Consider the following 25390-nt stretch of genomic DNA (forward strand, 5'->3'; position numbering starts at 1 on the left):
ACCCTCGCGGAGCTGCCCGACTTCGGGAGCCGTCCAACGTGGAACGCCCCTCGGACTTCAATCCGGATCGTCTCCGCCGGCTGGACCGTCTCAAGAAACGCCGTGATTTCCTCGCTGCGGCCAAGGCCGAGCGTGCCGGCGTCGCCTCCTTCCTCATGCAGGGCTGCGATCGCGGCGATGGGGCAGGTGTGCGCGTCGGCTTCACCGTGACCAAGAAGACCGGCAATTCCGTCGTGCGAAATCGCATCCGCCGCCGCCTCCGCGAGGCCGTGCGGCAGGTGCTGCCGGAAGCCGGGCGACCCGGCTTCGACTATGTGCTGGTGGCCCGCGAGGCCTCGCTGCGCACCCCCTTCGACAGCCTCGTGTCCGAGATGGAGCGCGCCGTGCGCAAGCTGCACGCGCCCAAGGCCCCCAAAGAGAGGGCTCCCAAGGACCGGGCTTCCAAGGATACCCTCCCGAAAGACAAGGCGCGGTCCCGACAGGGCGCACCGCGGGTCTTAAAAGAGTCGCTGCCGGCGTCTAAGGACGCGGCACGCTCCGCTGGCGATGCCGGCTTGCACACTCCCGATTTGACGATGCCGCCGACGGAGACCCTCCGGCATGAGTGAAAACCGCAACATGTTCATCGCCATCGGCCTGTCGATGGCGATCCTCATCGGCTGGCAGTTCTTCTTCGGCATTCCGCAGGCGGAAAAGCAGCGGCAGGCCGCCGAGCAGCAGCGAATCGTCCAGCAGGCGCAGCAGCAGGCCCAGTCCGACACCACGCCGGCACCGGGTGCCGCTCCGGGAACGACCCCCGCGGGCCTGCCCCAGACGGGCGCGCCGGGCGCCGGCCGGGCGCTGACCCGGGCCGAGGCCATCGCTGCCTCTCCCCGCGCGCCCATCGCCACCCAGCGCCTCAGCGGTTCGATCTCGCTGCGCGGCGCTCGCGCGGACGACCTGCTCCTGACCGAGTATCACGAGACGGTGGACCCCAAGAGCCCGAACATCGTGCTCCTGTCGCCGTCCGGCGGTCCCAATCCCTTCTATGCGGAATTCGGCTGGACCTCGGCCGCCGGCGCCGGCGTCGCGGTGCCCGGCCCGGACACGCTCTGGACCGCCCAGCCCGGCGCCACCCTGACCGAGAAGACCCCCCTCGTCCTCACCTGGGACAACGGGCAGGGCCTGACCTTCCGCCGTACCTTCACCATCGACGACCACTACATGTTCGCGGTGAAGGACGAGGTGGAGAACAAGGGTTCCGCCTCGGCCACCCTCTATCCCTATGCCCTCGTCTCGCGGCACGGCGTGCCGCACGTGGCCGGCTTCTACATCCTGCATGAGGGCCTGATCGGTGTCCTCGGCGACAACGGCCTGCAGGAAGTCACCTACGCCAAGATGGACAAGGAGAAGCCGCTCGCCTTCTCCGCCACCGGCGGCTGGCTCGGCATCACCGACAAATACTGGGCGGCGACCGTCATTCCCGACCAGAGCGTGAAGGTGGACGCCAAGTTCTCCTCCGCCATGATCAACGGCGTTCAGACCTTCCAGACCGACTATCTCGCCCAGCCCCTCACGGTGGAGCCGGGCAGCAAGATCGCCTCCTCCGGCCAGCTCTTCGCTGGCGCCAAGGTGGTTCAGGTGGTGGACGGCTACGCCGAGTCCTACAAGATCGACCGCTTCGACCGGCTGATCGACTGGGGCTGGTTCTATTTCATCACCAAGCCGCTGTTCCTCGTCATCGACTGGATCTATCGCGTCGTCGGCAATTTCGGCGTCGCCATCCTGGTGGTGACGGTGCTGCTCAAGGGCATCTTCTTCCCGCTGGCCAACAAGTCCTACGCCTCCATGGCGAAGATGAAGGCGGTGCAGCCGGAACTCACCTCCATCCGCGAGCGCTACGCCGACGACAAGGTGAAGCAGCAGCAGGCGATGATGGAGCTGTACAAGAAGGAGAAGATCAATCCGGTGGCGGGGTGCCTGCCCATCCTGATCCAGATCCCGGTGTTCTTCGCCCTCTACAAGGTGCTGTTCGTCACCATCGAGATGCGGCATGCGCCGTTCTTCGGCTGGATCCGCGACCTCTCGGCGCCCGACCCGACCACGGTGTTCAACCTGTTCGGCCTCATCCCGTGGGATCCGGGCTCCGTGCCGGTCATCGGCAGCTATCTCCTGCTCGGCGCCTGGCCGCTCATCATGGGCGTGACCATGTGGGTGCAGATGAAGCTGAACCCGGCCCCGCCGGACCCGACCCAGCAGATGATCTTCAACTGGATGCCCATCATCTTCACCTTCATGCTGGCGCACTTCGCCGCCGGCCTGGTGATCTACTGGGCCTGGAACAACACGCTCTCCGTCACCCAGCAGGCCGTCATCATGCGGCGCAACGGGGTGAAGATCGAGCTGTGGGACAACATCAAGGGCGCCCTCGGCTTCGGCAAGAAATCGGCGGCCAAGGGATAGCCTCCCGTCACCACCCCGACGTCAGGACGCCGCGCCCCCCCAAGGAGCGCGGCGTCTTTCGTTTCGGGGCGCTCTCAAACCGGATCGCGGGCTACAGCCTTCGCAGGGGTGCTGCCGGAGACATGGTCCGGCAGATAGCAGCGCCCGCCCTCCCCGCCCGGCATCTGCGGCAGGAAGCTCGCCCCTTCGCGCTCGAGGAAATCCATCAGCGCCTGTCCGGCCGGCAGCAGGCGCTTGTCGCGGGCGCGCACCGCCAGCCACTGGCGCACCACCGGCAGCCCCTCCACCTCCAGCACCCGCAGCCGGCCGTCCGCCACCTCCGCCGCCACCGTGTGGGCGGAGATGAATGCGAGGCCGAGGCCGGCCATCACCGACTGCTTGATGGTCTCGTTGGAGCCGATCTCCATGGCGATGGGCGGGTTGGGCGCCCCCGCCTCCTCGAACACCCGCTCCATTAGGATGCGCGTGCCCGATCCCGGCTCGCGCACCAGCAGCGATTCGCGGGTGAGATCGGCCGCGGTGATTCGCTTGCGCCGCTTGAACAGGGGATGGTCGACGGGCGCCACGACGATGTGCGGATGGTCGCCGATCAGCCGCGTCTCCGCCTCCAGCGACGGCGGCGGACGGCCCATGATGGCCACGTCGAAATCAAGGCTCACAATGCCCCGGATGATGTCTTCGCGGTTGCCGATGATAAGCCGCAGCTCGATTTCCGGCCGACGTCGGCGGAAGGCGGCGAGGGCCATGGGGGCGAAGTATTTGGCCGTGGAGACCACCCCCACCACCACCGAACCGCGCTCGGGGCTCTTCAGCGCCGCAATGGCCCGCTCCGCCTCCGACAAGGCACGCGCGATGCGCTCCTGAGCGGAAAGAAGCTCCTGTCCAGCGGCGGTCGGTCGCAGACGCCCGTCCACCCGCTCGAATACCGGAACGCCGATGTCCTCCTCCAGAGCCTTCATCTGAGCGGTGACGGCGGGCGGGCTCAAACCCATGTCCTGCGCGGCTTTGGCATAGGAGCCGGAGGCCGCGGCGAGAGCCACGAGGCGGAGCTGTCGAAGGGTCCAGTGGGGCGCCACTTCAGATTTCCTGAATGCCTACTTCATATCATTTAAATTTACCTGAAATCGGCGCGGGGGCAAGGTCACCTCAACAAACAGGAGGGCCGCCATCATGGGTGCCGACGCCGCCATCGGGCAGATCAAGGACGCCAAGAAGAGGTACGCCGCAGGCGTGCTGAAATATGCCCAGATGGGCTATTGGGATGGCGACTACCAGCCCAAGGACACCGACATCCTCGCGCTGTTCCGCGTCACCCCCCAGGACGGCGTGGACCCGGTCGAGGCCGCCGCGGCCGTTGCCGGCGAAAGCTCCACCGCCACCTGGACCGTGGTGTGGACCGACCGCCTCACCGCCGCCGACATGTACCGCGCCAAGGCCTACAAGGTGGAGCCGGTGCCGGGGCAGCCGGGTCAGTATTTCTGCTGGGTCGCCTATGAGCTCGACCTGTTCGAGGAAGGCTCCATCGCCAACCTCACCGCCTCGATCATCGGCAACGTCTTCTCCTTCAAGCCGCTGAAGGCCTGCCGCCTAGAGGACATGCGCCTCCCCGTCGCCTATGTGAAGACCTTCCGCGGCCCGCCCACCGGTATCGTCGTGGAGCGCGAGCGCCTCGACAAGTTCGGCCGCCCCCTTCTGGGCGCCACCACCAAGCCGAAGCTGGGTCTTTCTGGCAAGAACTACGGCCGCGTGGTCTACGAAGGCCTCAAGGGCGGCCTCGATTTCGTGAAGGATGACGAGAACATCAATTCTCAGCCCTTCATGCACTGGCGTGACCGCTTCCTTTACTGCATGGAAGCCGTCAACAAGGCGCAGGCCGAGACCGGCGAGGTGAAGGGGCACTACCTCAACATCACCGCCGGCACCATGGAAGAGATGTACCGCCGCGCCGACTTCGCCAAGGAGCTGGGCTCCGTGGTGGTGATGGTGGACCTCATCGTCGGCTGGACCGCCATCCAGTCCATCTCCAACTGGTGCCGCGAAAACGACATGCTGCTGCACATGCACCGTGCGGGCCATGGCACCTATACGCGCCAGAAGGGCCACGGCATCTCGTTCCGCGTCATCGCCAAGTGGCTGCGCCTCGCCGGCGTCGACCACCTCCACACCGGCACCGCGGTGGGCAAGCTGGAAGGCGACCCCATGACCGTGCAGGGCTACTACAACGTCTGCCGCGAGGACGTGACCAAGACCGACTACACCCGCGGCATCTTCTTCGATCAGGACTGGGCGGGCCTGCGCAAGGTCATGCCGGTGGCCTCGGGCGGCATCCATGCCGGCCAGATGCACCAGCTCATCGACCTGTTCGGCGAGGACGTGGTGCTTCAGTTCGGCGGCGGCACCATCGGCCATCCCGACGGCATCCAGGCCGGCGCCATCGCCAACCGCGTCGCGCTGGAAACCATGATCCTTGCCCGCAACGAGGGCCGGGACATCAAGAACGAAGGCCCGGAAATCCTGGTCGAGGCCGCCAAGTGGTGCCAGCCGCTGCGCGCCGCCCTCGATACCTGGGGCGAGGTGACCTTCAACTACGCCTCCACCGACACGTCCGACTTCGTGCCCACCGCGTCCGTCGCCTGAGGAGAAGAGACATGCGCATCACCCAAGGCACCTTCTCCTTCCTGCCCGACCTCACGGCGGCCCAGGTCAAGGCCCAGATCCAGTATGCGCTGGACCAGAACTGGGCGGTCTCGGTCGAGTACACGGACGATCCCCATCCCCGGAACACCTATTGGGAGATGTGGGGCCTGCCCATGTTCGACCTGCGCGATGCCGCCGGCGTCTATGGCGAGGTCGAGGCCTGCCGCACCGCCCATCCCGGCAAGTATGTGCGGGTGAACGCCTTCGACTCCAATCGCGGGTGGGAGACGGTGCGCCTCTCCTTCATCGTCCAGCGTCCGGAGAAGGAAGACGGCTTCCGCCTCGACCGCACCGAAGGGCCGGGCCGCACCCAGCGCTACGCACTCCAGCACCGGTCCTACGCGGCCGGCTGATCTGACCACCCATTTCGAGCTTCACCAGCGCGGCCGTTCCCACCGCGCCACTTAACGCCGAGGTTCGAGTCATGCTCGATGTTGCCACATCCGCACCGTCCGCCGCGTTGCCGGCTGAGGCTGCCGAGGGCAGGCTCGACCTCGGCGCTCTCTTCACCGAGAGCGAAGTCCCCGAATTTCTCGCCGAGCTGGACGAGGGCCTGATCGGGCTCAAGCCCGTCAAGCGGCGCATCCGCGAGATCGCCGCCCACCTCGTCATCGGCCGGGCCCGCGAAAAGCTGGGCCTCACCTCCGGCGCGCCGACGCTGCACATGGCGTTCACCGGCAATCCCGGCACCGGCAAGACCACGGTCGCGCTGAAAATGGCGCAGATCCTCCACCGCCTTGGATATGTGCGGCGGGGTCATCTTGTCTCGGTGACGCGGGACGATCTCGTGGGCCAATATATCGGCCACACGGCACCGAAGACCAAAGAGATTCTTAAGAAGGCCATGGGCGGCGTCCTGTTCATAGACGAGGCTTATTATCTGTACCGGCCCGAGAACGAGCGGGATTACGGTCAGGAAGCCATCGAGATTCTGCTCCAGGTGATGGAAAACCAGCGGGACGATCTCGTGGTGATCCTCGCGGGCTACAAGGACCGCATGGACCGCTTCTTCGAGAGCAATCCCGGCTTCCGCTCCCGCATCGCCCACCACATCGACTTCCCGGACTATGAGGACGCCGAGCTGGTGGAGATCGCCAAGACCATGGCGGCCGATGCCGACTACACCTTCAGCCCGGAGGCCGAGGTCGCGATCGAGGAATATGTGGCCAAGCGCCGGCTCCAGCCGAACTTCGCCAACGCGCGCTCGATCCGCAACGCTTTGGACCGCATGCGGCTGCGCCAGTCGCTGCGGCTGTTCGAGAGCGGCGGGCTCGCCGACCGCGCTGCCCTGTCGACCATTTCCGAGGGGGATGTTCGCGCCAGCCGGGTGTTTGCCGGCGGCATCGACGCCCCGGACTACAAACCCCAGACGGAATAATCCGCTTCGGGACCGGAAGACGACCAAAAATAAAACCTGTGACGGCCCGCCGAACGGGCCGCGCGGAGGAGCCCTCAGGGAGATCTGCCATGTTGGAGCCGAACGCAGACCATCGGGCCGCAGTTGCCCAGGCTGCAGGTGTCGCAGCCTCGCGTATCACGCTCACCGTCATGCTCGACGAGTGGGCGGGTGCGGATGCCCGCCGCCGTGCCGTCGCTGATACCGTCTGCGCCCTCGCCACCGGTTGCGCGTCGCTGGCCGCAGCCATCGCCGAGGGGCCGCTCGCCGGCGATCTCGCCCGCACCCTCTCCTCCGGCGAGGCCGGCGAAGGCCAGAAGGCGCTGGACGTCATCTCCAACGACATCGTCATCGGCGCACTGAAGGCGGCGCCGGTCGCGGCGGTGGCATCCGAGGAGAACGACGCCCCGGTCCTGCTCGACCCCACCGCGCCGCTGCTTGTCGCCATCGATCCGCTGGACGGCTCGTCCAACATCGATACCGACATCTCGGTCGGCACCATCTTCGCCGTCTTCCCGCGTGCCGAAGGCGCCGACGCGTCCGAACCCTCTGCCTTCCTGCAGAACGGGCGGGACATGCTGGCCGCCGGCTATGTGATCTACGGCCCCCACACAGCGATGATGCTGACGCTCGGCGCCGGCACCTGGCACTTCGCCCTCGACCGCGCCGGCCTCTTCCGCCTGGTCAATGCAGAGGTGAAGGTGAAGGAGGGCGCGGCCGAGTTCGCCATCAACATGTCCAACTACCACCACTGGGACGTGCCGGTGCGTGACTATGTGGATGACTGCCTCGCCGGCAAGAAGGGGCCGCGGGAGCGCGACTTCAACATGCGCTGGGTGGCCTCCATGGTGGCGGACGCGCATCGCATCTTCCAGCGCGGCGGTATCTATCTTTATCCGGGCGATGGCCGGAAGGGCTACACCCACGGCCGCCTGCGCCTTCTCTACGAGGCTTTCCCGGTCGCCTTCCTGATGGAGCAGGCGAGCGGTTCGGCCACCGACGGCCGGGGCGCGATCCTGGACCTTTCCGCCACCGGCCTGCACCAGCGCGTGCCGTTCATCTTCGGCTCCCGCGACGAGGTGGCCCGGGTCTCCCGCTATCACCTGGAGCCGAACGGCCATGGCGAGCGCTCGCCGCTGTTCGCGCGGCGCGGACTGTTCATCTGAACCGCGCCCCCTGATCTCCGAGATTCGAGCACACCATGTCCATCAAGCACCCCATCATTGTCGTCACCGGTTCGTCGGGCGCGGGAACGACCTCCGTGAAGCGGACCTTCGAGCAGATCTTCTATCGCGAGAAGGTCAAGGCGGCCTTCGTGGAAGGCGACAGCTTCCACCGCTACGACCGCTATGAAATGCGCGAGCTGATGGCTGCCGAGGCGGCCAAGGGCAACAAGCACTTCAGCCACTTCTCGCCCGAGACCAACCGGCTCGACGATCTGGCCCAGCTGTTCAAGGACTATGGGGCGACCGGCTCCGGCCGCTTCCGGCACTATGTCCACGATGCCGGCGAAGCCAAGCTGTACAATACCGAGCCCGGCCGCTTCACCGACTGGGAAGATCTGGAGCAGGGCACCGACATCCTCTTCTACGAGGGGCTGCACGGGGCGGTCGTCACCGACGAACTGAACCTTGCCCAGCATGCCGACCTGAAGATCGGCGTGGTGCCCGTGATCAACCTGGAGTGGATCCAGAAGATCCACCGCGACAAGGCCACCCGCGGCTACACCACCGAGGACGTGACCGACACCATCATGCGGCGCATGCCCGATTACGTGCGCTATATCTGCCCGCAGTTCACCGAGACCGACATCAACTTCCAGCGCGTGCCGACGGTGGACACCTCCAACCCGTTCGTCGCCCGCTGGATCCCGACGCCGGACGAATCCATGGTCGTGATCCGCTTCCGCGACCCGCACGGCATCGATTTCCCCTATCTGCTGTCGATGATCCACAACAGCTTCATGTCGCGGGCGAATTCCATCGTCATCCCCGGCAACAAGCAGGATCTCGCCATGCAGCTCCTGCTGACCCCGCTCATCATGAAGCTGATGGACAGGAAGCGCCGCGCCGGCTGAGCCGGGCGCGAAGCTCCCCTCCCCCGCGCCGGGGGGAGGGTGAGGGGGGAGGGCGGCACGTTCTTGAGCCCCGAAGCCCGGGCGACCTTGGACGCGTGGCTGCTGCCCTCCCCCCACCCTTTCCGGACCGGAGCCGAGCGCTTCTTCCGGCACGAGATGGCGCGCGTTTTGCGTAACTGACAATTGGCAGGCCCTTCCGACCACCCGGCGACGCCCGGGGTGTTGCGCGGGGTCACGAGCCGGAGGGAGAAAACAATGACCGCCCACGCCGCTGCACTCGCCGCTGCCGACGCTCCGGCGCCCGTTGACCGTTCTCCCGGCGCGCTCGGCTGGCCGGTGACGGCGGCCCTGCGCGCCCTCGCCATGGACGGCGTGGAGCAGGCGAAGTCAGGCCACCCCGGCGCGCCCATGGGCATGGCCGAGATCGCCGCCGTGCTCTGGCGCGAGCATCTGCGGCATAATCCGGCAGACCCCTCCTGGCCCGACCGCGACCGCTTCGTGCTCTCCAATGGGCACGGCTCCATGCTGATCTATGCGCTGCTTCATCTCACCGGCTACGATCTGCCCATCGCCGAGCTGAAGCGCTTCCGCCAGCTGCATTCGCGCACCCCCGGCCACCCCGAACTCGGCATGACGCCGGGCGTGGAAACCACCACCGGCCCGCTCGGCCAGGGCCTTGCCAATGCGGTGGGCATGGCCATCGCCGAGAAGACACTGGCTGCCCAGTTCAACCGGCCGGGCCTCTCCATCGTCGATCACCGCACCTTCGTCTTCCTCGGCGACGGCTGCCTGATGGAGGGCGTGAGCCACGAGGCGTGCTCGCTGGCCGGGCGCCTCGGCCTCGGCAAGCTCGTCGCCTTCTATGACGACAACGGCATTTCCATCGACGGCAAGGTGGAAGAGTGGTTCCCGGACGACACCCCGGCTCGCTTCGCCGCCTATGGCTGGCAGGTGATCCGCAACGTGGACGGCCACGACCCCGCCATGCTGCGCGATGCGGTCGAGGCGGCTCTGTCCGAGACCGGCAAGCCGACACTGATCTGCTGCAAGACCACCATCGGCCGCGGCGCGCCCACCAAGGAAGGCCACCAGGACACCCACGGCGCCCCGCTCGGCGCCGAGGAGATCGCCCGCACCCGCGCCGCCATGGGCTGGGACCACGCGCCCTTCGAGGTGCCCGAGGACATCTACGCTTTGTGGGATGCCCGCCGCTCCGGCGCGGCCCGCCAGTCGGCCTGGGACGCGCGCATGGAAGCCTATGAGCGCGCCTATCCGGCGGAAGCGGCCGAATTCCGCCGCCGGCTCAAAGGCGACCTCTCCCCCGCCTTCGCCGCGACCTACGCGACGGCCCTGAAGGCCACCGTGGAGAAGGCCGAGACGGTGGCGACCCGCAAGGCGAGCCAGCTGGCCCTTGCCGCCCTCGCCCCGGCGGTGCCGGAATTCCTGGGCGGCTCGGCGGACCTCGCCCATTCCAACCTCACCACCTTCCCCGGCGCCGTGCCGATCACCCGCGATCCCGCCGGCAACCAGATCTTCTACGGCGTGCGCGAGTTTGGCATGTCGGCGATCGCCAACGGCATCGCGCTGCACGGCGGGTTCATCCCCTTCGTCGCCACCTTCCTCGTGTTCTCGGACTATGCCCGCAACGCCATGCGCATGAGCGCGCTCATGGGCCAGCGGGTCATCTACATCCTCACCCACGATTCCATCGGCCTCGGCGAGGACGGCCCCACCCACCAGCCGGTGGAGCATGTGGAGAGCCTGCGCCTCATCCCCAACCTCGACGTGTGGCGCCCCGCCGACACCGTGGAGACGCTCGCCGCCTGGCACGCCGCCCTGACGCGCACGAATGGCCCGAGCGCCTTCATCCTGTCGCGGCAGAACCTTCCCTGCTGGCCGCGTGACGCGGCGCAGATCGAAGGTATCGAGGCCGGTGCCTACGTGCTGCGCGAGAGCGAGGGCCTCGCCCGTGCCGTGCTCGTCGCCACCGGCTCGGAAGTGAAGCTGGCAGCGGCAGCGGCAGACCTGCTCGATACCGCGGGCATTCCCACCCGCATCGTCTCCATGCCCTGCCGCGAGCGCTTCGAGGCGCTGACCGAGACCGAGCGCGCGGTCCTCTTCCCCAAGGGCGTTCCGGTGGTGGCGGTGGAAGCGGGCGTCACCCGCGGCTGGCGCGGCCTCTCCGGCACCCGCGCCGACGGCATCATCGCCATCGGCATCGACCGCTTCGGCGAATCGGCGCCGGAAAAGGACCTGTGGCCGCTGTTCGGCTTTACACCGGAAGCTGTGGCCGACGCGGTGCGCCGCGCAGTAGGGTGAGCGCCAATGAAGGCCTCTCCCCTGCGGGGGACGGCTGGGCGGGGGCGCCACCGGACGAAGCGATCGACCCGGCCCGCGCCGGGTCAGCCGGAGCGGTGAAGGGTAACGGACAGCAGCCAAGCAGCACCGTAAGCCCGGCACAGGCCGGGGCTAACGGAGCGGACGGAACCATGGCGCGCGCATCGCGGCGCCGACCTGAACTTTGAAGAGGAGAGGACTATGGCCCTCGTTTCCATGCGCCAGCTGCTCGACCATGCGGCGGAGCATTCCTACGGACTGCCGGCCTTCAACGTGAACAACATGGAGCAGGTGAAGGCGATCATGGACGCCGCCCGCGCCACCTCGTCGCCCGTCATCCTCCAGGGCTCGGCCGGCGCCCGCAAATATGCCGGCGAAGCCTTCCTGCGCCACCTCATCGCCGCTGCCGTGGAGGCCTATCCCGAGATTCCGGTGGTGATGCACCAGGACCATGGCGCCTCCCCGGCCGTCTGCATGGGCGCCATCAAATCCGGCTTCTCCTCGGTGATGATGGACGGCTCCCTGAAGGAAGACGGTAAGACCCCGGCGGACTATGACTACAACGTCTCCGTCACCGCCAAGGTGGTGGAACTGGCCCATGCGGTGGGCGTGTCGGTGGAAGGCGAACTCGGCTGCCTCGGCTCGCTGGAGACCGGCAAGGGCGAGGCCGAGGACGGCCATGGCGCCGAGGAGGCCCTCGACCATTCCAAGCTGCTCACCGATCCGGACGAGGCGGCCCAGTTCGTGAAGGCGACCCAGTGCGATGCGCTGGCCATCGCCATCGGTACCTCCCACGGCGCCTACAAGTTCACCCGCAAGCCCACCGGCGACATCCTCGCCATCGACCGCATCAAGGCGATCCACCAGCGCATCCCCACCACCCACCTGGTGATGCACGGCTCGTCCTCGGTGCCGCAGGAGCTGCTTGAGGAAATCCGCACCTATGGCGGCGACATCAAGGAGACCTACGGCGTGCCGGTGGAGGAGATCCAGGAAGGCATCCGCTACGGCGTGCGCAAGGTGAACATCGACACCGACATCCGCCTCGCCATGACCGCCGCCATCCGCCGCGTCGGCGCCAAGAACAAGAGCGAGTTCGACCCGCGCAAGTTCATGGCCGCCGCCATGGAAGAGGCGAAGAAGGTCTGCATCGCCCGCTTCGAGGCCTTCGGCTCCGCCGGCAAGGCCGAGAAGATCCGGGCCATCGAACTGGACGAGATGGCCAAGCGCTATGCGTCCGGCGAGCTGGCGCAGGTGGTGCACTGAGGGGACGGCTGGCGCCCACCCGGTGCCGTGCCTATAGAAGTGCCTGAGGCAGCCACGGCTGCCTCGTTCCCCCGGACAAGCGACAGCGCAGCTGGAGCGCTGATCCGGGGTCCAGGGAAAGGTCCTGCGCAGCAGGCTCATGTCTGCGAGGGTCATGAAGGGAGCCGCCTTCGGCGCACTATTGCGCTGGGCCCCGGCTCTCCTTCCACTGACGCTCCAGTCGGCCGGGGCACGAGACCGCGCCCCGCCTATCCAGTCGTTAAGGAGAGATCCCCATGGCCCGCGCCTATCCCATCATCGCCCCCTCCATCCTCTCGGCGGACTTCACCCGCCTCGGCGCCGAGGTGGATGCGGTGCTCGAGGGCGGCGCCGAGTGGATCCATTTCGACGTGATGGACAACCATTACGTCCCCAACCTCACCATCGGCCCGCTGATCCTCCAGTCGCTGCGCAAGGCGACCAAGGCGTTCGTGGACGTGCATCTGATGGTGAAGCCGGTGGACGGCATGATCGAGGCGTTCGCCGCCGCCGGCGCCGACCTCATCTCCTTCCATCCTGAAGCTTCCGAGCATGTGGACCGCTCCCTCCAGCTCATCCGCTCCAAGGGTGTGAAGGCCGGCCTGGTGCTGAACCCGGCCACTCCCCTCTCGGTGCTGGACTACACGCTGGATGCGCTGGATCTGGTTCTCGTCATGTCGGTGAACCCCGGCTTCGGCGGGCAGGCCTTCATTCCCTCAGCGCTGGACAAGCTGAAGGCCATCCGCGAGCGCATCGACGCCTCGGGTAAGGACATCCGGCTTGAGATCGACGGCGGGGTGAAGGTGGACAATATCGGCGCCATCGCCGCGGCGGGGGCGGACACCTTCGTCGCCGGCAGCGCCATCTACGGCGCCAAGGACTATGCCGCGACCATCGCCGCCATGAAGCGCGAAATCGCCGCCGCCACGGGCACCGCCGCTGCGGCCTGAGGCTGGCTCAAGCCCGCGCGGCGCCTGAGCGAAGCAATCGGCACCGGTCCAAGACCGGGACCGTCGGTATCAGTGCCCCGGCCGGCGCGGCGCGACGATCTCGCCCCGCGCCCGCTCTGCCCGCTCGATCAGATACTTCGCCACCAGCGTGAACAGGGCGACGCCCGCCAGCACCGTCGCCGCGGCGAAGGCCGCGACCGCGTGGCTGTCCTGATAGAGCAGCTCGATCTGCAACGGCAGGGTCGAGGTCTGCCCGCGGATGTTGCCGGAGACGATGGAGACGGCGCCGAACTCGCCCATCACCCGCGCATTGCACAAAGCGGCACCGTAGAGCAGCGCGAACTTCACGTTGGGCAAAGTGACGAGCCGCAGCACGTCGAAGCCCGAGGCGCCGAGACTGACCGCCGCCTCCTCCTCGTCCCGCCCCTGCGCCATCATCAGCGGCACCAGTTCGCGCAGCACGAAGGGCGCGGTGACGAACAGGCTGGCCAGGATGATGGCCGGCACGGCGAACATGATCTTGATGTCGTGCGCCTGCAGAAACGGCCCGAACAGCCCCTGCGCCCCATAGACGAAGAGATAGGCGACGCCCGCCACGATGGGCGAGATGGAGAAGGGCAGCTCCGCCACCGCCAGCAGCAGGTTGCGCCCGCGGAAGGAGAATTTCGTCACCGCCCAGGCGGCGGCGATGCCGAAGGCGGTGTTGAGCGGCACGCAGATGAGGGCCGTCAGCAGCGTCAGCCCCACCGCATGCAGCGTATCCGGCCGGGCGAGCGCTTCGAGATAGGTGGGCAGGCCGCGCGCGAACGCCTCGGCGAAGATGACGGCCAGCGGCGCGATGAGCGCCAGACCGGTGGTCGCCAGCACCAGCGTGAGAATCACCGAGCGCGTCACCACGCCGTCGCCGACGCGCAGGCGGTGGCGGTTCACGGGACGGGCCATCAGGCATCCCCCATCGCAAACTTCTGATGCCACGCCTGCACGGCGTTCACGATCAGAAGCATGATGAAGGCGAGGCCCAGCATGGTGACGGCGATCGCCGCGGCGGCGGCGTAGTCATATTCTTCCAGCCGGATGAAGGTGAGCAGCGCCACGATCTCGGTGCGGAACGGCTGGTTGCCGGCGATGAACACCACCGCGCCGAACTCCCCGAGCGAGCGGGCGAAGGCCAGAGACGTGCCGGCGAGGAAGGCCGGAAAGATGGTCGGGAAAATGATGCGGCGGAAGATGGTGAGGTCGCTCGCGCCCAGCGTCGCGCCCGCCTCCTCCAGTTCCGGCTCCATATCCTCCAGCACCGGCTGCACCGTGCGCACCACGAAGGGGATGGAGGTGAAGGCCATGGCGCAGACGATGCCGGCCGGGGCGTAGGCCACCTGTATCCCCCACTGCGCCAGCGGCGCGCCGAACCAGCCGTTCTTGGCGAACAGTGCCGTCAGCGCGAGGCCCGCCACTGCCGTGGGCAGGGCGAAAGGCACGTCCACCATGGCATCCAGCAGGCGCTTGCCGGGAAACTCGTAGCGCACCAGCACCCAGGCGAGGGCGAGGCCATAGATGGCATTGAACAGCGCCGCCAGCGCTGCCGTGGTCAGCGTCACCTGGAAGGAGGCGAGCGTGCGCGGCGAGGTGATGATGGCGATGTAGCGCTCGAAGCCCACGTCCGCCGCCTTCAGCAGCAGCGCGCCGATGGGCAGGAGCACGATCAGGCCGAGATAGAGCAGTGCGAGGCCGAGCGAGAGCCGAAAGCCCGGAATGACGCTGCGGCGGGGCTGGCGGCTCAGCATCGGCAGCGCGAAGCGGGGGCGGGGCATGGGCTCTTAAGGGGCATCTTGCGCTGGAAGGTCGGGCCGACGGCGCGGCATAGGGCCGTTATGGCGCGCACAAGCGGAAATGTCATGCTTGGCCGGGATAAAAATTAAACACCGCGAAATCGCTGTGATTTCGCCGCACAAAAAAGGGCCGCGAGGCGGCCCCTTCCGTCTTCTCCTTCGGCCGAGGCTCAGAAGCCCGGCAGGTCGAAGGCGCCCGGCAGCGGCCAGCGCAGGCCGGTGATGGGGCCGGGGCCGGCGGCGGTGGGCCCATAGGTCGGGTAGAAATAGCCGGGCGGCAGCGCGTAATCGAGGTACGACTTGGAGCCGGGCTTCACCACCGTGCCGGCATCGAGATAGGAGCGGCGCTCCACCACGATGCGGTTGCGCTTCTTCACCGTCTGCGCCTCGGCGCTGTCGGCGGACGCGATGGAAAAGGCACCGGTGGTCGCCGCAATGGCTGCCGCCGCCAGCGACACCGAGAGCGCCGTCTTCAGGCCCGAACGGGCGAAAGCAGCGAAGGTGGTGAACGACGCGAAACCCATGGCATCCTCCCAGATCGGCGCAGGGCCGACCTTGACTGGATTAATAGACGTTTGTCCCCTGCGCAAGGAAACCCGCCTCCTTGGTGCCATGTTCCCGCCTTCTCGACGCCGGCGCGTTGCGTTGACGCAACAGTTGAATGCGCGGATGCCGTGCCTGATCGCGAATCTTCGATTTGCAAGGCCAGGGGGTTCGGCCTAAAAGCACGGTCTTCGGCCGCATGGGCCGAGACATCCGAGGAACATCATGGGTTACAAGGTCGCCGTCGTCGGCGCCACGGGCAACGTGGGCCGGGAGATTCTCTCGATCCTCGACGAGCGGGGTTTCCCCGCGGACGAGGTTGTCGCGCTCGCCTCGCGAAAGTCGCAGGGCGTGGAAGTCTCCTACGGCGATAAAACCCTGAAGGTGAAGGCGCTCGAGACCTACGACTTCTCCGACACCGACATCTGCCTGATGTCGGCCGGCGGAGCCGTGTCCAAGGAGTGGTCGCCGAAGATCGGCGCGCAGGGCTGCGTCGTCATCGACAATTCCTCCCAGTGGCGCATGGACCCGGACGTGCCGCTGATCGTTCCCGAGGTGAATGCGGACGCCATCGTCGGCTTCACCAAGAAGAACATCATCGCCAATCCGAACTGCTCCACGGCGCAGCTCGTGGTCGCGCTGAAGCCGCTGCATGATGCCGCGACCATCAAGCGCGTGGTGGTCTCCACCTACCAGTCCGTCTCCGGCGCCGGCAAGGACGCCATGGACGAGCTGTTCTCGCAGACGCGCGCCGTCTTCGTCTCCGATCCGGTGGAGCCGAAGAAGTTCCCGAAGCGCATCGCCTTCAATCTCATCCCGCAGATCGACGTCTTCATGGACGACGGTTTCACCAAGGAAGAGTGGAAGATGGTGGCCGAGACCAAGAAGATTCTCGACCCCAAGATCAAGCTCACGGCCACCTGCGTCCGCGTGCCGGTCTTCATCTCCCACTCCGAGGCGGTGAACGTGGAGTTCGAGAAGGAGCTGTCCGCCGACGACGCGCGCAAGATCCTGCGCGAGGCGCCCGGCATCCTCGTCATCGACACCCGTGAGCCGGGCGGCTACGCCACCCCCCACGAGGCGGCCGGCGAGGACGCGACCTACATCTCGCGCCTGCGCGACGACCCGACCGTGGACAACGGCATCGCCTTCTGGTGCGTGTCGGACAATCTGCGCAAGGGCGCCGCGCTGAATGCGGTGCAGATCGCCGAGGTGCTGGTGAACCGCAAGCTCATCACCGCCCGTTCCAAGGCGGCCTGAGCCTTCTGGTAATCCGAGACGTAAAGAACGGCCCGCTTCGGCGGGCCGTTTTCGTTTGCGGGATCAGCGCGGCCGGGAGCGGGTCCGCTGCGCCACCGCGACCACCAGCGCCACGCCCGCGGCGAAGGCCACGGTTTCTGCGTCCGGCACCTCGCCATTGATGGGCCAGGCGAGTCCCACCGTCACGAAGGTCTGCAGGAGCTGCATCTGGCCGACGCGGGCGATGCCGCCCATGGCGAGCCCGGCATTCCAGAAGAAAAAGCCGATGAGCTGGCTGAAGAGGCCGAGATAGACCAGTGCCGCCCAGGAGGCTCCTGCCACAGTACCCGCCCCACCCCATGGAAAGGTGAGGAGCGCGAGCGGCAGCGTCACCGGCAGGCAGAGGATCAGCATGAACGCGATCACCTCCCAGCCCGACATGGTGCGCGCGAGGCCGCCGGAGACGGCGTAGCCGATGGCGCAGGCGATGACGCCGAGGAACAGCAGGCTGTCGCCCATTCCCAGCGCGCCGCCCGCGCCGTTGCGCAAGGCGAAGGCCACCACAAGCCCGGCCCCCACCGCGCTCGCGGCGAACAAACCGAGGCCCGGCCGCTCGCCGGCCAGCAGCATGGCCGCGATGGCGGTGCACAGGGGCAGAAGGCCGAGCACGATGCCGCCATGGGCCGCCGGCACCGTCTGGGTGGCGACGCCGATGGCCAGCGGGAACACGAAGATCAGGCAGGCGGAGGACACGGCGAGGCGCCACAGCACCTTGGGCTGGCCGAACGGCCACGGCCGGCGCAGCGCCAGCACCAGCCCGAGCGCCGCAAAGCCCGCCAAAGCGGCGCGGCCGAAGCTGATGAACCAGGGGCTGAAATCGTGCAGCGCGAAGCGGGTGAGCGGCAGCGTCGCGCCGAACATCACGACCGCGACGAAGCCGAGAAGAAGCCCGAGGGCCAAGCGTCGATCCATTGGGCTCCCGAGGGCGCGATTCCAAGGCCGCTTCATTAGGGGCTGCGGGGGCGGAAAGACAGCGAAACCGCGTGATATGCCCATCAGCGGCCGTGATGTCGCGAAAATCACTGGTGAAAGGCCACCCCGCCGCCGCTATGGTGGCGCGCCGCGAAACCCTTGCCCTCGAAACGCGCGGCACCAATGAGCGAGAACATGATCCAGTCCCAGCGTCCCGGCCACGACGTCGACCCCAAGCTGCTCGAAATCCTGGTCTGCCCCCTCACCAAGGGGCCGCTGGAATATGATCGCGAGCGCCAGGAGCTGATCTCCCGTGCCGCCCGCCTCGCCTATCCCATCCGCGACGGCATCCCGATCATGCTCGCCGACGAGGCGCGCCAGTTGGACGAAAGCGAACTCAACCGCTGAGGTCCGCCTCGTCCCGGGCGCCCCGCCTCTTGCAGTTCTGCGGCCGGCATGAGTAAATAACAGATACGGCCTGGGGTGCCGCGCATCATGCGCGGCTGAGATCACACCCATCGAACCTGTCTGGATCATGCCAGCGTAGGGAGATGCCGATGAGCGAGAGCTTGTCGCAGTTGATATCCGCACCTTCATCGCAAGCCGGCTCGGCACCGGCGGGCAAGGCGAAACCGCGCGTCGCCCGTCCCCATGTGGCCATCGTCGGCGGCGGCGTCATCGGCCTCGCCCTCGCGTGGCGCCTCGCTGAAGCGGGTTGCCCGGTGGACCTGTTCGACGCCGGTGAGACCGGGCAAGGCGCGAGCCGCGCCGCCGCCGGCATGCTGGCCGCCTGCGCCGAGGCCGAGCCCGGCGAGGAAGGCCTGCTCACCCTCAACCGCGCCAGCCAGACCCTGTGGCCCGCCTTCGCGGCGGAGCTGGAGCATGCCTCCGGACAAGAGGTGGACCTGCGCACCGAGGGCACCATCACCATCGCCCTCACGGCGGACGATCTGGCGAAGCTGCGCCACCTGTTCGCCTTTCAGCAGGGCCTCGGCCTGCCCGTCCAGTGGCTCACCGCCGCCGAAGTGCGCCGACGCGAGCCCTATCTCGCCCCCCGCCTCGCCGGCGGCGTGCTGAGCCCGGAGGATCATCAGGTCGACAATCGCAAGGTTGCCGCCGCGCTGAAGATCGCCGCGCTGAAGGCCGGCGCAAGGCTCCACGAACACACCCCGGTGAGCCGGGTTGAGACCGCTGGCGGCCGCGCCACCGGCGTCGTCACCGGCGAGACGCACCATGCTGCCGATGTGGTGGTGCTCGCCGCCGGCGCCTGGAGCCGGGGCGTGGACATTACCCCGGCGACGCCGCTGCCGGTGCGCCCCATCAAGGGGCAGATGCTGTCCCTGCGCATGGACCCGGCGGCGCCCATCCTCTCCCACGTGCTGTGGGCGCCGGGCTCCTATCTCGTGCCGCGGCGCGACGGGCGGCTGATCCTCGGTGCCACCACCGAGGAGAAGGGGTTCGACACCGACCTCACGGCCGGCGGCCAGCTCGCTTTGCTCACCCAAGCGTGGCGGGCACTGCCGACGCTGGAAGAGCTGAGCATCGTCGAGCAATGGGTCGGCTTCCGCCCCGGCAGCCGGGACGATGCGCCCATCCTCGGCCCGAGCCCGGAGGTGGACGGCCTCGTCTACGCCACCGGCCATCACCGCAACGGCATCCTCCTTCTGCCCGTGACGACGCAGGTGATCGCCGACCACATCCTCGGTGGTACCATTGCGGACGTGGCCCGGCCCTTCGGCGCGGAGCGCTTCGGCCCGCCACGCGCGGCGGCGGAGTGAACGCCATGCTGGCCCTGAAGGTGAACGGTGCCGAGGAGGCGCATTCCGTCGCCACCGTTGCCGACTTGCTCGTCGCCAAGGGGCTTGAGCCGGAGCGCAAGGGCATCGCGGTGGCGGTGAACGGCGCGGTGGTACCTCGCCGCACCTGGACCGACGCGCGCCTTTCCGCAGGCGACGCCGTGGAAATCATCGAGGCCAAGCAGGGCGGCTGAGCCCCGGCCGAACAGAACAGAGCGCTCGTGCGCGGGCGCCGGGAAGAAGCACCATGAGCGCGTTCGAAAATCCCAACGCCGATCCCCTCGTCATCGCCGGCCGCACCTTCTCGTCGCGGCTGTTCCTGGGCACGGCGGGCTATCCCAACCAGAAGGTCTTCCTCGATGCCCTCGCCGCCTCGGGCAGCGAGATGGCCACGGCCTCCATCCGCCGCATCAGCCTCGCCGGCTACGAGGAGAGCCTGACGGACCTCCTCACCGGCCGCGTCCACATCCTGCCCAACACCGCCGGCTGCCAGACCGCCAAGGATGCGGTGCTCACCGCCGAACTCGCCCGCGAGGCGCTGGAGACGGACTGGGTGAAGCTGGAGGTCATCGGCGACCGCGAGCTGCTCTATCCCAATGTGGAGGAGCTGCTGAAGGCCACCGAGGAGCTGGTCTCGCGCGGCTTCGTCGTCCTGCCCTATTGCAACGACGATCCCGTCACCTGCCAGAAGCTCGCGGACCTCGGCGCAGCGACTGTCATGCCGCTCGGCTCCATGATCGGCACTGGCCTCGGCATCGCCAATCCGCACATGATCGAGCTGATCTGCTCCCGCTCCCCCGTGCCGGTGGTGCTGGACGCCGGCATCGGCACGGCGTCCGACGCGGCCCTCGCCATGGAGCTGGGCTGCTCGGCGGTGCTGCTCAACACCGCCGTCTCCAAGGCGCTCGACCCGGTGCGCATGGCGACCGCCTTCCGCCACGCGGTGGACGCCGGCCGCCTCGCGCGCCTCGCCGGCCGCATTCCGCGCAAGCTGCACGCGGAGGCTTCCAGCCCCGAGTTCGGTCTGGTCGGGAGCTGACCCCCCTGCCCCCTCTGCCGACGCCGCCGCTGCTCCTCATCACCGACCGCACGCTGGCGCGGGGCGATCTGGTGGATGTGGTAGCCGCAGCCTGCGCCGGCGGATGCAGATGGGTGAGCCTGCGGGAGAAAGACCTGCTGGCGGCCGAGCAGATCGCCCTCTTCGCCCGCCTGCGCGCCGCGACAGCCCCCTTCCACGCCCGCCTGACGTTGCATGGCCCGCCCGAGCTGGCGCAGGCCGCGGGCGCGGACGGCGTGCACCTTTCCGGCGGCGGGGATGCGAAGGTCGCACGGGCGCTCCTTGGGCCAGGGGCCCTGATCGGCCTGTCTACCCACACCCTGGCGGAGGCCACCGCCGCCGATCCGGGTGCGCTCGACTACATCACGGCGAGCCCGGTCTTTCTCACAAGATCCAAGCCGGGACACGGGCCGGCGCTGGGGCTTGAAGGGCTTTCGGCCTTCGCCCGCACGAGCGCCGTGCCGGTGGTCGCTCTCGCCGGCGTCGACGCAGAGTCGGCGCCGGCCTGCCTCACCGCCGGGGCCAAGGGCGTCGCGGTCATGGGGGGAATCATGCGCGCGGGCGATCCGCGAGCCGCCTTCGCCGCCCTGGCTGCAGCCGCGTCAGCCGCAATCTGATCCATCCCGGAACAGTATCGGCTTTTGCGAGTATCCCCAGCGCTGGTAAGCTTGGCCGCAGCGGAGGAACCGCCATACAAGGGGCAATTCAATGACCATCAATCGCCGCACGCTGCTTGCGGGCCTTGTCGCCTGCCCGGTCTGCGCCAACGCCGCCCGCGCTTCCGAGGGAGCGCACTGGACCTATGAAGGGCACGGCGGACCGCAGGAATGGGGTTCGCTCGAAAAGGGATTTTCGGCCTGCTCGGTGGGCAGCCAGCAATCGCCGATCAATCTCGAAGGCGCCGTCAAGGCGGAGAGTGCCGGCCCGGTGCTTGCCTGGAAGCCGTTCGCCTACAAGGTCGTGAACAACGGCCATACCATCCAGGCCGACGTGACCGGCGACGGGGGCACCGCCACCATGGGCGGCAAGACCTACGCGCTCAAGCAGTTCCACTTCCACGCACCGAGCGAGCACGCGATCGACGGCAAGCGCACCGCCATGGAGGCCCATTTCGTCCATGCGGCGCCTGAAGGCGGGCTGCTGGTGGCCGGTGTGTTCATGGTGCCCGGCGCGGCCAATGCCGGCTTCTCCTCGATCATGGCTGCCGCGCCGCGCAAGGCCGGGGACAAGACGCTGGCTGCGCCGCTTGATCCGGCCGGCTTCCTGCCGTCGGCGCGCGGCACCTATCGCTACGAGGGGTCGCTGACCACGCCGCCCTGCTCGGAAATCGTGGACTGGAACGTGTTCGGGGCGCCCATCGAAGTGGCGCAGGCGGACATCGACGCCTTCCGCGCCATCTTCCCCATGAACGCCCGCCCGCTGCAGGCGGTGAACCGGCGCTTCCTGCTGCGTCTCAACTGAAGCAGGGGCTGGGACAAGGGGCGCCGCCACAGCGGCGCGCCTACGCGCTTTTCACGGGGGGAGGACGCCACGCCCTCCCCAGCCGCATCAGGCGCGGCGTGCCGTCAGCTTCACTTGGCGATGAGCAGGAGAAGCTGCTGGCCGGCGGGGGAATCCAGCTCGGCCTCGGTCAGCTTGCCGTCCTTGTTGGCATCGGCATCGTTGAAGCGCTTGCGCACGATGATGAGCCACTCGTCCAGCTCCAGGGTCTTGTCGCCGTCCTTGTTCACGGCGGCCCAATCCTCGTCGGTCAGCCGGCCCTTGGTCTCGGCGGCCTCAAGGGTCTTGTCCTTGTCCGGATTGATGGCCTTGAAGACCTTGGTGCCGAGGTCGATGGCCTCGACGATCTCGACGGTGCTGTCCTTGTCCTTGTTGTACTTGCGAAGGAACTCCTTGCCGGTGAGGGCGAAGGCCGAACCCGTGGCGGCGAGCGAGACCGCGGCGACGACGCCGAGGGAAATCATCCTGCGCTTCATGGCAAACCTCCCATTGACAACCAGACTTGGATACTTCTGCGCTGATCCCAGCACAAGGATGCCAGTCGGCGTCTGAATGGCGCATGGGTTGAAAAAAAGGGCCGGTGCAATGCACCGGCCCTTCGTTCTTCAGAGAAATCCGATCGCGTGGAGCGATCAGTCTTCCTTGTCCGCCTCCTCGGCGGTGTCAGCCGTGTCGGCGGCGCGCTGCTTCAGCGCGGCACCCAGGATATCGCCGAGCGAAGCGCCCGAATCCTGCGAGCCGAACTGGGCCACGGCCTCACGCTCTTCCGCGATCTCCATCGCCTTGATGGAGACCTGCACCTTGCGCGCCTTGCGGTCGAACAGGGTGACGCGGGCGTCGAGCTTGTCGCCGACCGAGAAGCGCTCGGGGCGCTGGTCGTTGCGGTCGCGAGCGAGCTCGGAGCGCTTGATGAAGGCGGAGAGGTCGGTGCCGGTGAGCTTCACCTCGATGCCGCCGTCCTTCACGTCGGTGACTTCGCAGGTCACGACAGCGCCCTTCTTCACCTCGCCCGCGTCGGCGAAGGGATCGCCGGCCAGCTGCTTGATGCCGAGGGAGATGCGCTCCTTCTCGACGTCCACGTCGAGCACCACGGCCTTCACCATGTCGCCCTTGCGGTATTCGTCGATCACCTGCTCGCCCGGACGGTTCCAGTCGAGGTCGGAGAGGTGGACCATGCCGTCCACATCGCCATCGAGGCCGAGGAACAGGCCGAACTCGGTCTTGTTCTTGACCTCGCCTTCCACCACGGCGCCGGGCGCATACTTCTCGGCGAAGGCCTCCCAGGGGTTCTGGAGGGTCTGCTTGAGGCCGAGGGAGATGCGGCGCTTGGCCGAATCCACTTCCAGCACCTGAACCTCGACCTCCTGGGAGGTGGAGACGATCTTGCCGGGGTGGACGTTCTTCTTGGTCCACGACATCTCGGAGACGTGGATGAGGCCCTCGATGCCGGGCTCCAGCTCCACGAACGCGCCGTAGTCGGTGATGTTGGTGACGCGACCCTTGAAGCGGGCCTCCACCGGATACTTGGCCTCGATGCCCTCCCAGGGATCGCCCAGAAGCTGCTTCATGCCGAGCGAGATGCGGTGGGTCTCGTGGTTGATCTTGATGATCTTGACCTTGACCGTCTGGCCGATGTTGAGCACCTCGGTCGGGTGGTTCACGCGGCGCCAGGCGATGTCGGTGACGTGCAGCAGGCCGTCGATGCCGCCGAGGTCAACGAACGCACCGTAATCGGTGATGTTCTTGACCACGCCGTCGATGGCCTGACCCTCTTCGAGGTTCTGCACCAGCTCGTGGCGCTGCTCGGCGCGGGTCTCTTCCAGCACGGTACGGCGGGAGACGACGATGTTGCCGCGACGGCGATCCATCTTGAGGATCTGGAAGGGCTGCTGGTTGTGCATCAGCGGGCCGACGTCGCGGATCGGGCGGATGTCCACCTGGGAGCGCGGCAGGAAGGCCACGGCGCCATCGAGGTCGACGGTGAAGCCGCCCTTCACCTGGTTGAAGATCACGCCGAAGACCTTCTCGTTGGCCGTGAAGGCCTTCTCGAGCTTGACCCAGCTCTCCTCGCGGCGCGCCTTGTCGCGCGAGAGGACGGCTTCGCCCATGGCGTTCTCGACGCGCTCGAGATAGACCTCGACCTCGTCACCCACCTTGATGGCGTTCTCGCGGCCGGGGCCGGCGAACTCGCGCAGGGCGACACGCCCTTCCGTCTTCAGGCCGATATCGATGATCGCCAGATCCTTCTCGATGGCGACCACGATGCCCTTGACCACCGAACCTTCATTGGTGTCGGCGCGGCCGAAGCTCTCGTCGAGCAGGGCGGCAAAATCCTCACGGGTGGTTTCTACGGCGGACATTCACGCTCCAGACTTGCTGCGCCGGCATCTCGTGTTGCGAGGCCCGAACCGCTCGGATGTCCGCCATTCCGAGGGAATGACGAACGGCCGCCGCAAAAGCGGCGGGCCGGCGCGAAGGCCGGGCGGCACAGGCGATGAATTGAGTGTCGATGCGCGCTCACAGAAAGCCAGGGCGGGCTGCCTCCGACGATCAGGACCGCGTATACCGCCGGTCCCTGCCCACCCGGGCGGCTCCCCGCTTGAGGGAGCGCGGCCACGAACCGGGCTCACATAGGGCAAAAACCCCGCTGGCGCAAGGGCTCGCGCAAGCCTGCTCGCGCAAAGCTGGCCGTCCGGAAGGCGCGCTCAGCGTCCAGGGGCGAGGAAGGCAGGGCTGGGCTCGGGCCACTCCACGCTGCCCGCGGGCTTGGCCTGGACGGCGGGGGCGACCTCCTCCCGCACCACCAGCACGGGGAGGCCCGAGTGGGTGAGCACTTTGGTGGTCTCGCTGCCCAGCACGACAGCCGACAGGCCCCGGCGGCCGTGGGAAGCCATCACGATCAGGTCGCAGCCCTCGGCCTCGGCGGTGGTGATGATGCCGTGGAAGGGCTGGTCGTCCTCCACATGCACCTGCTTCGCCTCGACGCCCGCCGCGGCGGCGGTGGCGGCGGCCCGGGAGAGCATCGCCTCGGCCTTGCGCCCGGTCTGGCGCCGATATTCGGCTTCCGTGTCGGCGATCTGGTCGGCTTCGGTGCTGAAGAGATGGAAGCGCTCGCTGGCGGTGACGATCACAAGCGCCGCGTGGAGCGCCGCGGCGAGCGCGACGGCGTGGGAGACCGCAAGGTCCGACAGCGCCGAGCCGTCGGTGGCGACGAGAATCTTCTTGTACATGGCTCCCTCCCGCAACGAGAGCCGAGATCATAGCAGCGGGGGGC

25 protein-coding genes and 1 riboswitch are annotated in these 25390 nt (G+C 67.7%); of the genes, 17 read left to right on the forward strand and 8 right to left on the reverse strand.

What is annotated here, in order from left to right; translation table 11 throughout:
- The first annotated feature begins 38 nt into the window (after positions 1-38).
- Together rnpA and yidC are read left to right on the forward strand one after the other, a co-directional pair.
- Positions 39-608: a ribonuclease P protein component gene (gene rnpA, locus A37E_RS26305; protein WP_245279262.1), complete on the forward strand. Its 570-nt coding sequence runs from the start codon at positions 39-41 to the stop codon at positions 606-608.
- The gene (gene yidC, locus A37E_RS0103480) at positions 601-2442 is read left to right on the forward strand and encodes a membrane protein insertase YidC (RefSeq protein WP_024280419.1); all 1842 of its coding nucleotides are present in this window, start codon (positions 601-603) and stop codon (positions 2440-2442) included. Before rnpA ends, yidC begins: the two co-directional genes overlap by 8 nt.
- A gap of 74 nt (positions 2443-2516) precedes the next feature.
- Here the strand turns inward: yidC and A37E_RS0103485 are convergent, their stop codons facing one another.
- Positions 2517-3518, reverse strand: coding sequence for a LysR family transcriptional regulator (locus tag A37E_RS0103485; RefSeq protein WP_029555336.1), 1002 nt, complete (start codon positions 3516-3518; stop codon positions 2517-2519).
- 94 nt (positions 3519-3612) lie between these two features.
- Between A37E_RS0103485 and A37E_RS0103490 the strand changes: the two genes are divergently transcribed.
- From A37E_RS0103490 to rpe, 8 genes are all read left to right on the forward strand, one after another.
- Entirely contained in the window at positions 3613-5079 is a 1467-nt protein-coding gene (locus A37E_RS0103490) for a form I ribulose bisphosphate carboxylase large subunit (RefSeq protein WP_029555337.1), read from the forward strand.
- Between the two features lie 11 nt (positions 5080-5090).
- Complete coding sequence (locus tag A37E_RS0103495; protein WP_024280422.1) at positions 5091-5492, forward strand: ribulose bisphosphate carboxylase small subunit; 402 nt, start codon at positions 5091-5093, stop codon at positions 5490-5492.
- Positions 5493-5563: 71 nt separating this feature from the next.
- A complete protein-coding gene (gene cbbX / locus A37E_RS0103500; protein ID WP_024280423.1) occupies positions 5564-6517 on the forward strand; it encodes a CbbX protein in 954 nt (317 codons plus the stop codon).
- A gap of 89 nt (positions 6518-6606) precedes the next feature.
- Positions 6607-7701: a class 1 fructose-bisphosphatase gene (locus A37E_RS0103505; RefSeq protein WP_051678754.1), complete on the forward strand. Its 1095-nt coding sequence runs from the start codon at positions 6607-6609 to the stop codon at positions 7699-7701.
- Between the two features lie 35 nt (positions 7702-7736).
- Positions 7737-8612, forward strand: a complete 876-nt coding sequence (locus tag A37E_RS0103510) for a phosphoribulokinase (RefSeq protein ID WP_024280424.1) — start codon at positions 7737-7739, stop codon at positions 8610-8612.
- 255 nt (positions 8613-8867) lie between these two features.
- A complete protein-coding gene (gene tkt / locus A37E_RS0103515; RefSeq protein ID WP_029555339.1) occupies positions 8868-10931 on the forward strand; it encodes a transketolase in 2064 nt (687 codons plus the stop codon).
- Between the two features lie 219 nt (positions 10932-11150).
- Entirely contained in the window at positions 11151-12215 is a 1065-nt protein-coding gene (gene fba, locus A37E_RS0103520) for a class II fructose-bisphosphate aldolase (protein WP_029555340.1), read from the forward strand.
- Positions 12216-12490: 275 nt separating this feature from the next.
- Positions 12491-13183 carry a ribulose-phosphate 3-epimerase gene (rpe, locus tag A37E_RS0103525; RefSeq protein WP_029555341.1) on the forward strand — a complete coding sequence of 231 codons (693 nt, stop codon included), beginning with the start codon at positions 12491-12493 and terminating at the stop codon, positions 13181-13183.
- A 69-nt stretch (positions 13184-13252) separates the two neighbouring features.
- Here rpe and cysW read toward each other — a convergent pair whose 3' ends face one another.
- The 3 genes from cysW to A37E_RS0103540 all read right to left on the reverse strand — a co-directional run bounded on the left by cysW (position 13253) and on the right by A37E_RS0103540 (position 15533).
- Positions 13253-14125, reverse strand: coding sequence for a sulfate ABC transporter permease subunit CysW (gene cysW, locus A37E_RS0103530; RefSeq protein WP_029555342.1), 873 nt, complete (start codon positions 14123-14125; stop codon positions 13253-13255).
- Entirely contained in the window at positions 14125-14991 is an 867-nt protein-coding gene (gene cysT / locus A37E_RS0103535) for a sulfate ABC transporter permease subunit CysT (protein WP_081837430.1), read from the reverse strand. Before cysT ends, cysW begins: the two co-directional genes overlap by 1 nt.
- Positions 14992-15179: 188 nt before the next feature.
- The gene (locus tag A37E_RS0103540; protein ID WP_024280430.1) at positions 15180-15533 is read right to left on the reverse strand and encodes a hypothetical protein; all 354 of its coding nucleotides are present in this window, start codon (positions 15531-15533) and stop codon (positions 15180-15182) included.
- A gap of 244 nt (positions 15534-15777) precedes the next feature.
- Between A37E_RS0103540 and A37E_RS0103545 the strand changes: the two genes are divergently transcribed.
- Positions 15778-16812 carry an aspartate-semialdehyde dehydrogenase gene (locus A37E_RS0103545; protein ID WP_029555345.1) on the forward strand — a complete coding sequence of 345 codons (1035 nt, stop codon included), beginning with the start codon at positions 15778-15780 and terminating at the stop codon, positions 16810-16812.
- Positions 16813-16875: 63 nt separating this feature from the next.
- Here the strand turns inward: A37E_RS0103545 and A37E_RS0103550 are convergent, their stop codons facing one another.
- Positions 16876-17763 carry a DMT family transporter gene (locus A37E_RS0103550; RefSeq protein WP_029555346.1) on the reverse strand — a complete coding sequence of 296 codons (888 nt, stop codon included), beginning with the start codon at positions 17761-17763 and terminating at the stop codon, positions 16876-16878.
- 195 nt (positions 17764-17958) lie between these two features.
- Here A37E_RS0103550 and A37E_RS0103555 point away from each other — a divergent pair, with 195 nt between their 5' ends.
- From A37E_RS0103555 to A37E_RS0103580, 6 genes are all read left to right on the forward strand, one after another.
- Positions 17959-18171 (forward strand): Trm112 family protein, encoded by a 213-nt coding sequence (locus A37E_RS0103555; protein ID WP_024280433.1) that lies wholly within the window; start codon positions 17959-17961, stop codon positions 18169-18171.
- A gap of 61 nt (positions 18172-18232) precedes the next feature.
- Positions 18233-18332, forward strand: a riboswitch (TPP riboswitch).
- Complete coding sequence (gene thiO / locus A37E_RS0103560; protein WP_081837431.1) at positions 18321-19541, forward strand: glycine oxidase ThiO; 1221 nt, start codon at positions 18321-18323, stop codon at positions 19539-19541. Its footprint overlaps the riboswitch before it by 12 nt.
- 5 nt (positions 19542-19546) lie before the next feature.
- On the forward strand, positions 19547-19753 hold the full coding sequence (gene thiS, locus A37E_RS0103565) for a sulfur carrier protein ThiS (protein WP_029555348.1): 207 nt from the start codon (positions 19547-19549) through the stop codon (positions 19751-19753).
- Positions 19754-19806: 53 nt separating this feature from the next.
- Positions 19807-20598 carry a thiazole synthase gene (locus A37E_RS0103570; RefSeq protein ID WP_029555349.1) on the forward strand — a complete coding sequence of 264 codons (792 nt, stop codon included), beginning with the start codon at positions 19807-19809 and terminating at the stop codon, positions 20596-20598.
- A 38-nt stretch (positions 20599-20636) separates the two neighbouring features.
- Complete coding sequence (locus A37E_RS0103575; protein ID WP_280938455.1) at positions 20637-21233, forward strand: thiamine phosphate synthase; 597 nt, start codon at positions 20637-20639, stop codon at positions 21231-21233.
- A gap of 91 nt (positions 21234-21324) precedes the next feature.
- Entirely contained in the window at positions 21325-22077 is a 753-nt protein-coding gene (locus A37E_RS0103580; protein ID WP_029555350.1) for a carbonic anhydrase, read from the forward strand.
- A 110-nt stretch (positions 22078-22187) separates the two neighbouring features.
- On the opposite strand, the gene A37E_RS0103585 is transcribed toward A37E_RS0103580, so the two are convergent.
- The 3 genes from A37E_RS0103585 to A37E_RS0103595 all read right to left on the reverse strand — a co-directional run bounded on the left by A37E_RS0103585 (position 22188) and on the right by A37E_RS0103595 (position 25346).
- Positions 22188-22592, reverse strand: coding sequence for a hypothetical protein (locus A37E_RS0103585; RefSeq protein WP_024280438.1), 405 nt, complete (start codon positions 22590-22592; stop codon positions 22188-22190).
- A gap of 156 nt (positions 22593-22748) precedes the next feature.
- Positions 22749-24476 carry a 30S ribosomal protein S1 gene (rpsA, locus tag A37E_RS0103590; protein ID WP_024280439.1) on the reverse strand — a complete coding sequence of 576 codons (1728 nt, stop codon included), beginning with the start codon at positions 24474-24476 and terminating at the stop codon, positions 22749-22751.
- Positions 24477-24821: 345 nt separating this feature from the next.
- A complete protein-coding gene (locus A37E_RS0103595; protein ID WP_081837432.1) occupies positions 24822-25346 on the reverse strand; it encodes a universal stress protein in 525 nt (174 codons plus the stop codon).
- Between the last annotated feature and the right edge of the window lie 44 nt (positions 25347-25390).

Source organism: Xanthobacter sp. 91, assembly GCF_000702385.1.
Lineage (GTDB): Bacteria > Pseudomonadota > Alphaproteobacteria > Rhizobiales > Xanthobacteraceae > Xanthobacter > Xanthobacter aminoxidans.